This window comes from Aureimonas sp. SK2 (genome assembly GCF_029813115.1).
GTDB lineage: Bacteria > Pseudomonadota > Alphaproteobacteria > Rhizobiales > Rhizobiaceae > Aureimonas.
This window is the reverse complement of the sequence record NZ_JAPZDS010000005.1, coordinates 146,397-160,995: the sequence shown is the minus strand read 5'-3', so window position 1 is coordinate 160,995 and position 14,599 is coordinate 146,397. Positions and strand designations below refer to the sequence as shown.

Genomic DNA, 14,599 nt, shown 5'->3' with positions numbered 1-14,599 from the left:
CTTCAGGCCGCGGGTTCGAGATGCTGGAGCAACGGAACGGCGCGCGCGACGGGCTCGCGTCGCGTCGTCCAGCGCGCGCCGATGTCCTCGGCGGCCGCGATCGACAGGGTGATCTCGTCGCCGTGCTGGAAGCCGAAGAGCGGCCGGGTCTGGCCGAACTCGGCCCATTCGCGCATCAGCATGTCCCAGACGGTCGGCGTCTCGAGGACGCGGCCGAGCATCCAGAGGAGCTTGGATTTCTTCAGGCGCACGGAACCGTAGGCCTGGATGTCGTGGAAGAGGGAATGGAGAAGATCGGGTTTCATGGGGCTTTCGGGGGAGGGGTTTCCGTTCCCCTGATATGGGTACCAAGGCCCTGATTTACAACGATTAAGTGGCCCTTCTGGCATGCGCGAAAGCGATGAAGTTGCCGATCTCGCGCATGCGCCGTTCGGGCTCCGTCACCTCGCGGTCGAGGCCGAGCTGCCAGGCGAGGTCGCGCCTGTCGGGGGCGGAATCCAGCGCGTCGATCCGGGCCGCGTGGGCTTCCAGCGCGGCCTCGTCCGCCACGAGCTTCTGGTCGAGAAGGTCGTCCGCCTGCCGGCGGAGCGCGGCCGCGATTTCGGCGAGCGACAGTTCGGGATGGTACTGGACGCCCCAGAACAGGCCGGCTCCGCGCCGGATCTCGACGGCCTGCACGGGCGTCGTGCGGGTGCCGGCGAGGATCGTCGCGCCGTCGGGGAGAACCGCCACCTCGTCGGAATGCATGGCCGGCGCGTCCCAGACGAGCGGGCGTCCGGCCAGAAGCGGATGGTTGCGCCCGGCGTCGGTCGCGACGATCCCGCGCACGAAGCCGGCCTCCATGCGCGGCGAGCGCGGCTTGCAGCGCCCGCCGGCGGCCACGCACGCGATCTGGAGCCCGGCGCAGGAGCCGAAGGCTGGGACGCCGGCTTCGAAGACGTGCGTCATGAAGGCGGCGGCCGAGCGCGTCTCGGGTGTGTCGGCATGCATCTGGATGGGCGAACCGGAGAGCACGATCCCGTCATAGGCCTGCAAGGCTTGCGTCGGGGGCGGCGGCGTGCCGTCCACGCAGGACAGGTGGTCGCAGGAGATGCCGGCATCGATCGCGCGCAGCGTCTCGGCATAGGTCTCGTCGGAGGCGGCGCCGACCTCCTTTCGGCGGGCCTCGCGCTGGTCCGGGGTTTCGCTGGCGAGGATCAGGAATCGGAGGGGCAAGGGGCGGCTCATCGGCAGGAGGAGAGGCCGACATAGGCTCCGTGCCGGTGGCGGCCATGGGGTCGATCGTCGCGCGAGGCACGGCCCTCCGGGTGCGCAGGCGGCTACGAACAGGGCGGGGAACGAAGCGGGAAGCGCCGGGCTTCACCCGCCGACGAACCGGACGCCCGCCGTCCGACATTCCTTCGAAGCCCGAGGACGACCCGATGGCCAAGACCCTGCACGACCTCTTCCTGCACCAGCTGAAGGACACCTATTTCGCCGAGAACACGATCCTGAAGGCGCTTCCCGCCATGATGGAGAAGGCCGTGTCGACCGAGCTGAAGTCGGCGCTGGGCGTCCACCTCGAGGAGACGCGCGGCCAGGTGAAGCGGCTGGAGGAGGTGTTTTCGCTGGTGGACGCCAAGCCCGAGGGCGTCGAGTGCCAGGCGATCCTCGGCATCGTGAAGGAGGGGCAGGAGGTGATGGAGGAATTCGCCGGCTCCGACGCGCTGGACGCCGGAATCATCGCCGCCGCGCAGGCGGTGGAGCATTACGAGATCACCCGCTACGGCACGCTCTACGCCTGGGCCGGGCAGCTCGGCCTCGACGATGCGGCCGACCTCCTAAAGGAGACGCTGATCGAGGAGGAGAACACGGACGACATCCTGTCCGATCTCGCCGAGGACTCGATCAACCCGCAGGCGGACGAGGACGACGACGGCGACGAGGAGGATTGACCTCCGTCAGCCGGCGACCAGCGTCCACAGGCCCTGGACGACGCTGGTTCCGGCAAGCGGGCCGAGGAGCAGCATCGCGGCGTTGAGCGCGACGATCCACAGGAGAACCCGTTCCCCGCGCGGCGAAATGCGCGGGGCGGGCCTGATCGGTTCGGGCGGACGCCAGTTGCGGTATTCGAGGAACATCGGCTTTCTCCTCGTGGCTCGCCTTCAACCTGCGCCGGGCCGCCCGGTTCGGCAAGCGGGTGCGCGGTTCAGCCCCAGGGCTGGAACAGGACGGCCAGGAGCGCGAGAACGAGGGCGGGAGGCATGACCACGAGTCCGAGCCGCAGAAAGGCGAGCGCGCCGAAATCCAGGGCCTCGCGGCGCAGGGCCGTCAACCAGAGGATGGTCGCCAGCGACCCCGTGACCGAAAGGTTGGGGCCGATGTCGATGCCGACGAGGATCGCGTCCATGACCTGTCTCGGCAGGTCCGCCGCGGTGGTGAAGGCGCCGGCGAGAAGGCCGAGCGGAAGGTTGTTGGTCAGGTTGGTCCCGAAGGCGAGCGCGGTGCCGGCGGCGAACGCGCCGATCTGCGGCGAGGCGTTCAGCGGTCCTTGCAGGGCGTCGACCAGCAGCGCCTGAAGCCCGCTGACCTCCAGCGCGCGCACGATCACGAAGAGGCCGGCGACCAGCGCCAGCGTGTCCCACGAGACCTCGCGCACGAGCGGCAGCGGGTTGGAGCGCTCGCCGATCATCACCGCCAGCGCGGTCAGGAGCCCGGCGGCCAGCGTCGGGGGGCCGAGTTCCCAGCCGAGCGCCGAGGCGGTGAGGAGCACGACGACCGCCGCGCAGAGACCGACGGCGGCGATGCGTCCGCCGATCGACAGGCGCGGAATGGCGATGTCGGTATCGGTGGTGCCGACGAGATGCGCGCGCTGGGTCCAGCGCAGGAGCCAGAAGGTCGCGAGGATGGCCAGGAGCGAGGGCAGCGCGAAGCGCGCCAGCCATTCGCCCAAGGGGGGCAGGTCCTGCCCGAACACCACGAGATTGGCGGGGTTGGAGATCGGCAGCACGAAGGACGCGGCGTTGGCCACGAAGGCGCAGACCAGGAGATAGGGCAGCGGCGAGGCGACCTTGGCCGCCCGCGCCACAGCGATGACCGCCGGCGTCAGCACCACGGCGGTCGCGTCGTTGGAAAGGAACACCGTGACCAGCGTGCCGATGAGGTAGACGAGAAAGAACAGCCGCCGCGGCGAGCCCCGGGCCGAGCGCGCGGCAAAGGCCGCGAGATAGTCGAACAAGCCTTCGCGCCGGGCGGTGCCGGCGAGCAGCATCATGCCGGCGAGGAAAAGGTAGACGTCAGTTCCCATCGCGACGCCGGCCAGCGCTTCGCCCCAGGGCAGGAGGCCGGAAACGACGAGGAGAGCCGCCCCGGCGACGGCGAAGATCCACTCCGGCCACCGGCCCGGCCGGAAGATGACCCCGAAGACGGTCAGCGCGCTGACGATCCAGGTGGCGAGGTGCAGGCTGGCGAACATGCAAGCGAAGGCCCGGAGGGGCTCGAGGGCTGGCCCCCGAGACGGAAGGAATGGGAATCTGTGCCGATGTCAGTCGCCGGAGCAGGCGGCCGCGACCTTGGGCGCGGACACGAGCCATAGCACGAGTCCGCAGAGCGCAAAGCCCGCCAGCGCCAGATAGGCGACGGAATAGCCGAAGTTCGTCACGATCACGCCGGCGATGGCGGGGCTCAAGGAGGCGCCGACGCCCTGCACCGTCATCACCGCGCCGAGACCGGCGTTGACATGGCCCGTTCCGCGCAGCATGCGCGCCACGAGTCCCGGCACGGCGACGCCGAGGAGCCCCGCGCCGACCCCGTCCAGCATCTGCACCGGGACCAGCGCGTAGGGGCTCGGCCAGAGGCCGGCGATCAGGCCGCGCAGCGGCAGCGCGACGAGGGCGGCGACGAGAAGCAGGAAGTAGCCGCGCCGGCCGGCAAAGCCCGCGGCCAGGAGCGCGATCGGGATCATCGTGAGCTGCGCGATGATCACGGTGGCGGCCGTATAGGACACGGGGTCGGATAGAAGCGTCTGGAGCGTCGAGGGCTGGCGCACCGGCTCGGCGGCCGGGCGGCCGGCGGTGGTCTGGCCGGGGGGAAGGGTGGTGGTGGCCGAAGCGCTCGCCTCCGTCTCGGCCTGCGCGGCGACCTGCTGGCCGAGGAGCGGCAGCATGGCGCCGTTGCCGAAGTGGAAGAGCATGAGCGTCGCCGCGAGGATCAGGAGCGGGCGGGACTTCCACAGGACGCTGAAGCCCGACGGCGGCTCGCGCTCGGCGCCCTCTTTGCGGTCGAGGCCGCGCGCGACGTCGTGGTCGATATCGCCGGGGCGGATCAGGAGCACGGCGACGATCGAGCCGACCGCCATCGCGGTCATCAGGATGAAGACGGCCGGCAGGCCGAACTCGTAGCCGAAGAAGCCGGCGCCGGCCGCGGCGAAGACGTTGCCGCCGTGGTTCCAGGCCTCGTTGCGGCCGAGCTGGTGGGAGAGGCCCTTCTGGCCGACGAGCCCGAGCGTCAGACCCGCGAGCGCCGGGCCGATGGCCGCGCCGGCGATGCCCGTCGCGATCTGCGAGGCGGTGACGAAGGCGAAGGTCGGGACGAACAGGATGGCGAGCGAGGCGACGATCACGAGGGCTGCGCAGAAGCCGACCATGAAGCGCTTGGCGCGCGAGGCGTCGGCCAAGGCGCCGAGCGGCGTCGTCGCCAGCATGCCGGCAATGCCGCCGATCGTCATCACCAGGCCGATCGTCGCCGCGCTCCAGCCCTGTCCGACCAGGAAGACGCCGAGGAACGGACCCAGCCCGTCGCGCACGTCGGCCAGAAAGAAGTTGACGGCGCCCAGCGCCCGCAGGGAGCGGGATCGGGTTTCGGCCCGTGGCGCGGCGGGCGCGGCGGCGATGGTGCTCATGCGAAGGGCATCCCCGGCGGCCCGGCCCGCCCCGGCGGGCGTCCTGGTTCGGCAGCCGGCTATCAAGTCCTCGTGAAGTCGAAAGGTTGCATCGGCACAGACGCGATTCTTGCGCCGGGCGGGCCCGCTCTGCTGGAAGCCGATGCGCTGCGGGAGCCGGCCGGAGGGCACGGTCCGGGCGCGGTGGAGGCTTGCGGCGCGTGCCCCGACGCGCGACACGTCGAGCGACGCATCCAACAGACTGTGGCGCGAACCGCGAAGGACATGCCGACATGCAGCTCCAGAACCGCCTGAAGGATCCCTCCCTCCTGCGCAGCCAGGCGTTCGTCGCCGGCGAGTGGGTGGATGCCGGCGGAACGATCGAGGTGACCGACCCCGCGACCGGCGAGGTGATCGCCACCGTGCCCGACTGCGGCGCGGCCGAGACGCGCGCGGCCATCGAGGCGGCGGAAAGGGCGTTTCCGGAATGGCGGCGCACGGCGCCCGCCAAGCGGGCCGCGATCCTGGAGCGCTGGAACGAGCTGATCCTCGAAAACGCCGACGACCTCGCCGCGATCATGACGGCCGAGCAGGGCAAGCCCTTGGCGGAGGCCAAGGGCGAGGTGGCCTACGGCGCGAGCTTCGCCAAGTGGTTCGCCGAGGAGGCCCGGCGCATCTACGGCGACGCCTTCACCGGCCCGACCGGCGACCGGCGCATCCTGGTGCTGCGCGAGCCGGTGGGCGTCAGCGTCGCCATCACGCCCTGGAACTTCCCGATCGCCATGATCACCCGCAAGGCGGCGCCGGCCTTCGCCGCGGGCTGCCCGATGGTGCTGAAGCCCGCCGACCTCACGCCCTTCTGCGCCCTGGCTCTGGCGGTGCTCGCCGAGCGCGCCGGCGTCCCGAAGGGCGTCTTCAGCGTCGTCACCGGCAAGGCCGCGCCGATCGGCGCCGAGATGACCGGCAACGAGACGGTGCGCAAGCTCTCCTTCACCGGCTCGACCCCGGTGGGCCGTCTCCTGATGGAGCAGTCCGCCAAGACCCTGAAGCGCCTCTCGCTCGAACTCGGCGGCAACGCGCCCTTCATCGTCTTCGACGACGCCGACCTCGACCAGGCGGTGGCCGGGGCGATGATGTCGAAGTTCCGCAACGCGGGCCAGACCTGCGTCTGCGCCAACCGCATCCTGGTGCAGGACGGGATCTACGACCGGTTCGCCGAGCGGCTGGCGGCGGAGGCGGGCAAGCTCAAGCTCGGCAACGGCTTCGATGCCGGCGTGACCGTCGGTCCGCTCATCAACGACGCGGCGGCCGAGAAGGTGGTGCGCCACATGGACGACGCGCTCTCCAAGGGTGCCAGGCTCGTGACGGGCGGCCAGGACGGAACGAGGGGCCGTTTCGTCGCGCCGACGGTGCTCACCGGCGCCGATACCTCCATGCTGCTCGCCAGCGAGGAGACCTTCGGGCCGCTGGCCCCCCTGATCCGTTTCGGCACCGAGGACGAGGCGATCGGGATCGCCAACGACACGCCCTTCGGCCTCGCCTCCTATTTCTACACCCGCGATATCGCCCGCGCCTGGCGCGTCGGCGAGGCGCTCGAGTTCGGCATGGTGGGCCTCAACACCGGTACGGTCTCGATGGAAGCGGCCCCCTTCGGCGGCGTCAAGCAGTCCGGTCTCGGGCGCGAGGGCTCGGCCTACGGCATCGACGAGTATCTGGAGATCAAGGCCCTGCACATGGGCGGGCTGTAACCGGCCGGCGTCTTTGTCGCGGCGCGGCCTCCCGATCCGCGCCGCGGCCTGATCAGGCGCGGGCGAAGAAGCGCTCGGCCGTGCGCAGCGACAGCGCCATGATCGTGAGAGCCGGATTGGCGATCAAGGCGCTCGGGAAGATCGAGTTGTCCGAGATCCAAAGGTTCTCCACCTCGTGGGAGCGACCGTCGGGATCGACCACCGAGCTGTCGGGATCGGTCCCCATGCGGCAGGTGCCGATCGTGTGGGCGGTGCGCGGCAGGACGCGGATGTCCCGGCCGCCCGCCGCCTCGACGATCGCCCTCATGACCCGGACCGCATGGCGGTCGATCGCCTGCTCGTTCTCGCCGAGACCGAAGCTCACGCGCGCCTTCGGCACGCCGAACGCGTCCGTCTCGTCCGAAAGCTCGAGCCGGTTGTCGTCCCGAGGAAGGCATTCGGTGTTGATGCCGACGCCCGCCATGTGGCGATAGCCGTCCATCGCCTCGACAAGGCCGCGGCCCCAGAGGCCGGTGCCGCGCGTCAGCGTGGTGGCGATCGTCAGTGGCATGACGCCGAGGCTCTGGATCAGATAGCCGCCGGCAAAGTCCGCGTCTTTGGGCCGGATCATATCCTCCGTCAGGAGCGAGGACGGGTAGCCGCGCCAGCCGCGCATCTCGGTCTCGAAGCGGCCCCAGACCTGGGTCGCGCCGTGCGCCATGAAGTTGCGACCGACCTGCCCGTTGCCGTTGGCGAGCCCCGTGTGGAGGAGGAGGCGCGGCGTCTCGACGCCGCCGGCCGCGAGGATCAGGTGCCGGCAGCGCTGGCGCTCGTCCTGCCCGTTGCGGCGATAGACCACGGCGGTGACCCGGCCCGCCGCATCGCGCTCGATCGTATGGACGCGCGCTTCCGGCCTGATTTCGGCGCCCATCGAGACGGCGAGCGGCAGGTAGGTCGTGTCCATGCTGGCCTTGGAGCCGTTGCGGCAGCCCTGGTGGCAGGAGCCGCAATTGATGCAGGCCTGGCGCAGCGGCGCCTGTTCCTGGCGCCAGTCGCGCGAGACGAGGGCGGCCGGCGCGTCCGTCGCGCGGATCCCCAGCGCCTCGCAGCCGCGCATCATCATGTCGGCCGAAGCGTTGCGTTTCGGCGCCGACAGCGGGTAGCGGCGGGCGGGATCCCAAGGGTAGTCCGCCGGGCCGGAGACGCCGATGAAGTGCTCGACCCGTTCGATGTAGCCTGTGAGCTCCGCGTGCGCGATCGGCCAGTCGTGCCCGTGGCCGGTCGTGGAGCGCAGCGCGAGGTCGGCCTCGCTCGGGCGCGGGCAGAAGGCGCCCCAATGCAGCGTCGAGCCGCCGACGCCCATGCCCGAGTTGTTGGGGCCGAAGGCGGTCGGCGTCGCGCCGCCCGAGAGGCGCTCCTCCATCCAGTTGATGTCGTTGCCTTCCATCTCGTCGGGCGTGTGCTCACCCGGCTCGAAGTTGCGGCCGGCCTCGAGCGCCACGACGCTGAGTCCCTTGGCGGCGAGCATGGCGGTGAGCGGCGCGCCGCCGGCGCCCGTGCCCACCACCACGACGTCGACCGTCTCGTTGACGCCATGGCGGCGCTGCCCGTCGAGCCTCATCGGGCGCCCTCCAGAACCGGTTCCCACGCTTCCCGCTCGCCTGCCCCAAGGCGGTCGTAGCCCTGCTTGCGAAGACCGTCGCCGCCATTGGCGAAGCCGTCGAAGCCGATCCGCGCCATGGTGGCGGGATGGGCGAGCCACTGCCGCACGAGATCGGTGCGCGCGTCTTCGAACCAGGCGGCCATCTGCTCGGCGGACAGGCCGCCCCCGGGCGCGAAGCGGCCCTCGGCGACCTCGGCGATCCTCCGGTCCTGCGCCTGAGGCTCCAGGGCCTCCAGGCCGGCCAGCGCGTCGAGGGCTTGGACATAGGCCTGCGCATCCGGAGGGAGGACGGCGGGTCGCCAGCCATCGCCGCGGCCTTGGCCGATCTGCTCCTCGACGCGAGCTGCGAGGTCGATCGGCGGGCCATCCTGCGGAACTGTGCGGACGGCGAGCGCACGGAGCGTCCGACGCTGCGTCTCGTTCAGGAAGCCGCCGACCGGCGCCGGCGCGGTCGCGAGTATCCGATGCGCCAGGATCGAGCGGGTGCGCGCACTCACCCGCTCCGACGCGATCAGCCGCACGTATTCATCAGGCACGGCCGGCTCGCGGCCGGCGATCTCGTCCCAGAACCGCCCGATCGCCTCGGCGACGGCCGCCGTCCGCTCCAGCGGCAGGAGATGGCCGGCGCCCTTCAGAACCTCCAGCCTCGCGCGGGGGTAGACGCGGGCATTCGTGCGGCGCTGGCCCTCCACGCCGAGGTCGCCGTCCGCGCAGCCGGCCAGGATCAGCGCGGGCAGCGGCGAGACGCCGACCGCTTCCGACCAGTCCTCGCGGCTGCCGCGCTCCAGCCAGGCCGCCCAGGCCTGCGGGTCGGTGCGCGCGAGGTCGGCCCGCATCCGGGCGTCGTCGCCGGAATCGAGCGGCTCGCCCACATTGGCGTCGATGAAGCGGCGGATCGCGTCCTCGCCGAGCGGCCGACCGCCCGCGACCCAGGACAGCATGTCTTCGCGCCGGTCCTCCGCCATCGGCTCGGGGCACGGCGGCGAGCCGGCCAGGAGAACGATGCCCGACAGGCCGAACAGCGGCTTCCGCCCGGCAAGCACCCGCGCGGCCAGGACGGAGGCGATCTTGCCGCCCATGGAATGGCCGACAAGGAGCCAGCGCGCGGGAAGCCGCCCCGCGAGCTGGCGCGCCGCATGGTCCACCATCGCCTCGACGTCGGTCCCGACCGCTGCCGGTGCCTCGCCGAAGCCCGGCAGGTCGAGCGCCAGCGCGTCGAAGCGATCGGCCAGATGCGCCGCCACCCCGTCGATGGCATGGCGGCTCGAGCCGAGGGCGTGAAGAAAGACGAGCGCCGGACGGGCGGACGCGGCAGGAACAGGGAACATGGGCTCGCAGGGCTCTCGAATTTTTGAACCCGTCTAAGGATCGGGCGGCCGAGCGGTTCCGGGAGGGCCTGCTGCAAACTGTCGCTCCGGGGAAGGCCGTCGCAGCGCACGCGCCCGTCGGTTAAGGACATGACCGCGCGCGAAACCCTTTGCGCGCGACCGATCGCGCCTATCTGCGCGCTCGGCACCAAGAATGGAGACCCGCCCATGTTCGTCTGCGAAGGCTTCGCCACCGATTCCGCCGACAAGCCCCTGTCGCGCACGTCCTTCGAGCGCCGCGACGTCGGCGAGCGGGACGTGAAGATCGACATCCTCTATTGCGGCGTCTGCCATTCCGACCTGCACCAGGCCCGGAACGAGTGGCAGAACACGATCTATCCCTGTCTGCCGGGCCACGAGATCGTCGGCCGCGTCTCTGCGGTTGGCGCCGCGGTGACGAAGTTCAAGGTCGGGGACCTTGCCGGCGTCGGCTGCATGGTCGGCTCGTGCCAGAACTGCCCGAATTGCGCGGACGGACTGGAGCAGTACTGCGACAACGGGTTCGTCGGCACCTACAACGGCATCGAGAAGGAGACCGGCAAGGTCACGATGGGCGGCTATTCCGAGGCCATCGTGGTGGACGAGGGCTTCACGCTGCGCATCCCGGAGAAGCTGGAACTGGCCGCCGTCGCGCCGCTCCTGTGCGCCGGCATCACCACCTATTCGCCGCTGCGGCGCTGGAACGTCCAGCCCGGCCAGAAGGTCGGCATCGTGGGCCTCGGCGGCCTCGGCCACATGGGTGTCAAGCTCGCCCATGCGATGGGCGCCCATGTCGTCCTGTTCACGACCTCGCCGAACAAGGCGGAGGATGCGAAGCGCCTGGGCGCCGACGAGGTGATCGTCTCGACCGACCCCGCCCAGATGGAGGCGCACGCCACCTCCTTCGACTTTATCCTCGACTGCGTGTCGGCCGACCACGACGTCAACGCCTACCTCAACCTCCTGAAGCGCGACGGCACGATGTGCCAGGTCGGCGCGCCCGAGCGGCCGCTCTCGGTCGCGGCTTTTTCCGTGATCTGGAAGCGCCGGTCCTTCGCGGGCTCCCTGATCGGCGGAATCGCGGAGACGCAGGAGATGCTCGACTTCTGCGCCGAGCACGGCATCACCTCCGACATCGAGATGATCGACATCGCCGACATCGAGAAGGCCTATGCCCGCATGCTGAAGAGCGACGTGAAGTATCGCTTCGTGATCGACATGGCGACGCTGAAGACCGCCGCCTGACGCCCGTCCGATCGGCTGCCGCCCGTCTCAGGCCGGGCGGCGGTGCTTCCACACCTCGTGCATCATCTCGTCCACGATCCGGCGATAATTGGGATCGGAAACCCGCTCGGAGAGAAATCGCAATTCGATCAGGCGTTCGATGAATTCGTCTTCCGCCGTAATGTGGATCTGCCCCTGCGCCTCGCTGATGACCGCGACAAAGCGTGTCGGCGTGCCGGCGTCGCTCATTTCCCAGCGGCTGAAGCTGCGCACGCGCGCGACGCTGCCGTCGTGGAGGCGCACGGCATAGGTGTTGACCATCGGCTCGGAGCGCAGGAAGCTTCGTGAAAGCCGTTCGTAGATCAACTCGAGGTCGGACGGCAGGATTCGATCGCGATAGGCCGTGATTTCGATCCGGCCCGGATCGCCGCCGAAACCGAGGCTACGCGCCAGGGCGGGGGTCAGGGACAGCGTATTCTGGCCGAACTCCCACACCAGGGTCCCAGCCAGCGCGCGTTCCCCGCTTAGAACCGGTGGTTGAAGCATGGATCGAACCGAGGGGTTGAACGGTCGGTCAGCGAAGCACTCGACAGTAGCATGGTCAGGGATCGAACGGCGACGCCGTCAACCTGGCCGAGTAAGCCATTCAACCAGTTCAATCAAGATTTACGTGAAGCGTTCGTGAGCGACCTCGCGGATCACGGCTTCGGATCAGAACAGGTCGCCCTGCGCGTCTGTGGCGACAGCAGGCTTGCGCCGCGCCGGTTTCGGAACTGGACGCGCCGGCTCGGCGTCCGACGCGACTGCCACGGCGGCACGCCGGTGGCCGCGCGCGAACTCGAGTTCGAAGGGAGTTCCGGGCGCCAGATCCTCCGCCCGCGTGATCGGCCTGTTGTCGGCATCGCGCACGATCGCATAGCCGCGTTCCAGGACCTGGCGCGGATCGAGGCTCGCCGCAACGCGCCATGCGCCTGCCAGCGCGCTCCGGCGTCGTGCCGCCATCTCGCGGAACGCGCGGTCCATCCTTTCGCCGGCCTGCGCCAGGCGCTGGCGCGCCTGGTCGGAGCGCGCCGACACGACATGGGGTCGCAGCGCCGCGTCCAGCCGTTCCAGACGGTGGCGGTGGCGGGCCAGCGCGCTCGACAGGCCGTGTACCAGCCCGCCCTCGGCATGGCGCAGGTCGGCGCGCCGGTCGCGGATCGCCGATTCGAGACGGGCCGGCGACAGATGCGCCCCGATCTCGCCTAAGGCCCGGCGCCGCTCCGCCGTGTAGAAGCGCAAGGCCCGACCGAGGGCGGTTTCGGCTTCGTCCAGCCGGCGGCGGGGCATGGCGAGGAGAAGGTCGGGCGCGGGCAGGGCGCGCGCCAGGTTGGCGACGGCCCGCCGCTCGGCCTGGAGCGTGCGCGAGACGGCGGCCGAGGCGCGTGCGTCGAGCGCGGCCAGCGCCGCCACGAGGTCGGCGCGCACCGGCACCGCCATCTCGGCCGCGCCCGTCGGGGTCGGCGCCCGGCGGTCGGCGGCATGGTCGATCAGGGTCCAGTCCGTCTCGTGCCCGACGGCCGAAATCAAAGGAATGGCCGAGCGGGCGGCGGCGCGCACCACGGCCTCGTCGTTGAAGCCCCAGAGGTCTTCGAGGCTGCCGCCGCCGCGCGCGACGATCAGGACATCGGGGCGGGGCAGGGGGCCGCCGGGCTCGATCGCGTTGAACCCGTCGATGGCGGCGGCCACTTCCTCGCCGCAGGTCTCGCCCTGGACCCGCACCGGCCAGACCAGGACATGCAGCGGGAAGCGGTCGGCGATGCGGTGGCGGATGTCGCGGATCACCGCGCCCGTCGGCGAGGTGACGACGCCGACGACGCGGGGCATGAAGGGCAGGGGCCGCTTTCGCTCGGCCGCGAACAGCCCTTCGGCCTCCAGTTTCAGCTTGCGCTCGTTGAGGAGCGCCATCAGCGCGCCGGCGCCCGCCGGCTGCATGGCCTCCACCACGATCTGGTACTTGGACGAGCCGGGGAAGGTCGTCAGCTTGCCGGTGACAACGACCTCCAGCCCTTCCTCCGGCTTGAAGGCGAGCTTGGAGAAGGTCGTGCGCCAGACCACGGCCTCCAGCCGCGAGCGCTCGTCCTTCAGCGCGAAATAGGCGTGGCCCGAGGAATGGGGGCCGCGATAGCCCGACACCTCGCCGCGCACCCGCACGTGGCCGAACGTGTCCTCCACCGTGCGCTTGAGGGCGCCGGAGATTTCCGAGACCGAGTATTCGGCGACGTTGCTCTGCGGCGCATCCGCCTCGATCGCCTCGACGGGCATCGGAGCCGTCGCCGCCCGCGCGCGCTTCACCATCCGGCGAGCCCGACGCCGGGACGCAGGCGCTGCGAGCGGATCATGCGCGTTTCGGGAACGCGGGTGGTGATGACGTCGGGCGGGTTGGTCGGCAGGTTCTGGAGGCTTTCTCGGATGTGCTGCATGAGGGCGGTGACGGCCGAGGAATGGCTGTTGCGACCGCGCATGAGCGCGATCTCGAAATCGGGAAGCCGCGGGAAGCCTTCGCCTTCCGATAGGACGCGCATGCCGGGCCGAAGGGCGCATTCGGGCAGGACGCTGACGGCGAGCCCGGCGAGCACGGCGGAGGTCACGATCTGCGCCGACCAGGAGGTGAACAGGATCCGGTGCTCGCGTCCCACGCGCCGCAGCGCCTCGATGCCGACCTGCCGCCAGGCGCAGTCCTGCCGGCCGATGGCCAGCGGCAGCACGGTCTCCTCGTGGACGGAATGGGCGGCCGAAGTCACGAAGTGCAGCGGCTCGGTGCGGACGATCTCGGTCCAGGCGTGGGTCTTGCTGGGGCAGACGAGCGCGAGGTCGAGCTGGTTCTTCTCCACGTGCTCGATCAGGCTGGACGTCGTCTCGCAGGCGATCTGCAGTTCGATCCGAGGATTGGAGCGCACGAAACGGGCCATGATCTCGGGCAGGAACCGCTCGGCATAGTCGTCGGGCAGGCCGATGCGGACGGTGCCCTCGATCGTTTCCTCGTCGAAGGCGAGAAGCGTTTCCTGGCTGAGCGCGAGCATGCGCCGGGCATAGGTCAGGAGCCGCGCGCCGTCCTCCGTCAGCTTCACCGCCCGGCCGTTGCGCTCAAAGAGGTCGGCGCCCAGGCGCTCCTCCAGCCGCCGGACCTGCATGGAGACGGCCGACTGCGTCTTGAACACCTCCTCCGCCGCGCGGGTGAAGGAACCGGTATCGACGATGGCGACGAAGGTGCGGAGCTGGTCGAGATCGAGGGGCGAGGCCATGGCGGCAATCCATCACGTTTCATGATGCTGCCCATAAGGAACATTCGTTGGCCTGATCCGTCAAGCCGGACTATCTCTCACCCTGTCAGCACAGCGACGACCGCTTTGAGCCGCCGGACACCCCGTCCGGCGGAACGGCCCCGCCTTGTCCGACGCACCGTATGGCCCTCGAAAGGAGACCCCGCCATGACGCTCGCCACGAAGACGCCCCGCTTCCGCCTCGCGGAGATTCTCGCCCCGACCGGGGGCGTGGCCTTTCCCGCCCTTCGCGCGATCGTCCGCACCCTCCTCAACCGCCGCGCGGCCTATCGTGTGTCCGAGCTTCCCGACCATCTCCTGAAGGACATCGGACTGAAGCGGGACGACGTGCACGAGGCGTTGCACGCCGACTGGCGCGAAGACCCGACCTTCAAGATGGCGCTGGCCGCCGCGCGCCGGCGCGGTCGCGTCTCTCCCCGGCGGAACTGACGCCGGTTCCTTCCCCCATGAAAAGGCCG

General features: G+C 70.4%; 14 protein-coding genes. 4 read left to right on the top strand and 10 right to left on the bottom strand.

The features are described 5' to 3' along the window. Nucleotides 1-2 precede the first annotated feature (2 nt). Both O5O54_RS08475 and O5O54_RS08470 read right to left on the bottom strand, forming a co-directional pair. Nucleotides 3-305: a hypothetical protein gene (locus tag O5O54_RS08475; RefSeq protein ID WP_279480652.1), complete on the bottom strand. Its 303-nt coding sequence runs from the start codon at nt 303-305 to the stop codon at nt 3-5. Nucleotides 306-369: 64 nt separating this feature from the next. Next, nucleotides 370-1,215 (bottom strand): type 1 glutamine amidotransferase, encoded by an 846-nt coding sequence (locus O5O54_RS08470; RefSeq protein ID WP_279480650.1) that lies wholly within the window; start codon nt 1,213-1,215, stop codon nt 370-372. A gap of 206 nt (nt 1,216-1,421) precedes the next feature. Between O5O54_RS08470 and O5O54_RS08465 the strand changes: the two genes are divergently transcribed. Beyond that, on the top strand, nt 1,422-1,934 hold the full coding sequence (locus O5O54_RS08465) for a ferritin-like domain-containing protein (protein WP_279480649.1): 513 nt from the start codon (nt 1,422-1,424) through the stop codon (nt 1,932-1,934). 6 nt (nt 1,935-1,940) lie between these two features. Here O5O54_RS08465 and O5O54_RS08460 read toward each other — a convergent pair whose 3' ends face one another. The 3 genes from O5O54_RS08460 to O5O54_RS08450 all read right to left on the bottom strand — a co-directional run bounded on the left by O5O54_RS08460 (nt 1,941) and on the right by O5O54_RS08450 (nt 4,879). Continuing rightward, nucleotides 1,941-2,120: a hypothetical protein gene (locus O5O54_RS08460; protein ID WP_279480648.1), complete on the bottom strand. Its 180-nt coding sequence runs from the start codon at nt 2,118-2,120 to the stop codon at nt 1,941-1,943. Nucleotides 2,121-2,188: 68 nt separating this feature from the next. Next, entirely contained in the window at nt 2,189-3,454 is a 1,266-nt protein-coding gene (locus O5O54_RS08455) for an arsenic transporter (RefSeq protein ID WP_279480646.1), read from the bottom strand. Nucleotides 3,455-3,523: 69 nt separating this feature from the next. Next, on the bottom strand, nt 3,524-4,879 hold the full coding sequence (locus O5O54_RS08450) for an MFS transporter (RefSeq protein WP_279480644.1): 1,356 nt from the start codon (nt 4,877-4,879) through the stop codon (nt 3,524-3,526). 272 nt (nt 4,880-5,151) lie between these two features. Between O5O54_RS08450 and O5O54_RS08445 the strand changes: the two genes are divergently transcribed. Continuing rightward, nucleotides 5,152-6,606 (top strand): NAD-dependent succinate-semialdehyde dehydrogenase, encoded by a 1,455-nt coding sequence (locus O5O54_RS08445; protein WP_279480643.1) that lies wholly within the window; start codon nt 5,152-5,154, stop codon nt 6,604-6,606. A 52-nt stretch (nt 6,607-6,658) separates the two neighbouring features. Here the strand turns inward: O5O54_RS08445 and O5O54_RS08440 are convergent, their stop codons facing one another. Together O5O54_RS08440 and O5O54_RS08435 are read right to left on the bottom strand one after the other, a co-directional pair. Continuing rightward, nucleotides 6,659-8,206: a GMC family oxidoreductase gene (locus O5O54_RS08440; protein WP_279480639.1), complete on the bottom strand. Its 1,548-nt coding sequence runs from the start codon at nt 8,204-8,206 to the stop codon at nt 6,659-6,661. Continuing rightward, entirely contained in the window at nt 8,203-9,576 is a 1,374-nt protein-coding gene (locus O5O54_RS08435) for an alpha/beta fold hydrolase (protein WP_279480637.1), read from the bottom strand. The genes O5O54_RS08440 and O5O54_RS08435 overlap by 4 nt, the downstream gene beginning before the upstream one ends. A 207-nt stretch (nt 9,577-9,783) precedes the next feature. Here O5O54_RS08435 and O5O54_RS08430 point away from each other — a divergent pair, with 207 nt between their 5' ends. Next, complete coding sequence (locus O5O54_RS08430) at nt 9,784-10,839, top strand: NAD(P)-dependent alcohol dehydrogenase (protein ID WP_279480635.1); 1,056 nt, start codon at nt 9,784-9,786, stop codon at nt 10,837-10,839. Nucleotides 10,840-10,866: 27 nt separating this feature from the next. Here O5O54_RS08430 and O5O54_RS08425 read toward each other — a convergent pair whose 3' ends face one another. The 3 genes from O5O54_RS08425 to O5O54_RS08415 all read right to left on the bottom strand — a co-directional run bounded on the left by O5O54_RS08425 (nt 10,867) and on the right by O5O54_RS08415 (nt 14,102). Then, the gene (locus O5O54_RS08425) at nt 10,867-11,364 is read right to left on the bottom strand and encodes a hypothetical protein (RefSeq protein WP_279480633.1); all 498 of its coding nucleotides are present in this window, start codon (nt 11,362-11,364) and stop codon (nt 10,867-10,869) included. A gap of 165 nt (nt 11,365-11,529) precedes the next feature. Further along, nucleotides 11,530-13,122: an exodeoxyribonuclease VII large subunit gene (gene xseA, locus O5O54_RS08420; RefSeq protein ID WP_279480794.1), complete on the bottom strand. Its 1,593-nt coding sequence runs from the start codon at nt 13,120-13,122 to the stop codon at nt 11,530-11,532. Between the two features lie 26 nt (nt 13,123-13,148). After that, nucleotides 13,149-14,102 (bottom strand): LysR substrate-binding domain-containing protein, encoded by a 954-nt coding sequence (locus O5O54_RS08415; RefSeq protein WP_279480632.1) that lies wholly within the window; start codon nt 14,100-14,102, stop codon nt 13,149-13,151. Nucleotides 14,103-14,288: 186 nt separating this feature from the next. On the opposite strand from O5O54_RS08415, the gene O5O54_RS08410 reads away from it, so the two are divergent. Next, nucleotides 14,289-14,570 (top strand): DUF1127 domain-containing protein, encoded by a 282-nt coding sequence (locus O5O54_RS08410; RefSeq protein ID WP_279480629.1) that lies wholly within the window; start codon nt 14,289-14,291, stop codon nt 14,568-14,570. The last annotated feature ends 29 nt before the right edge of the window (nt 14,571-14,599 follow it).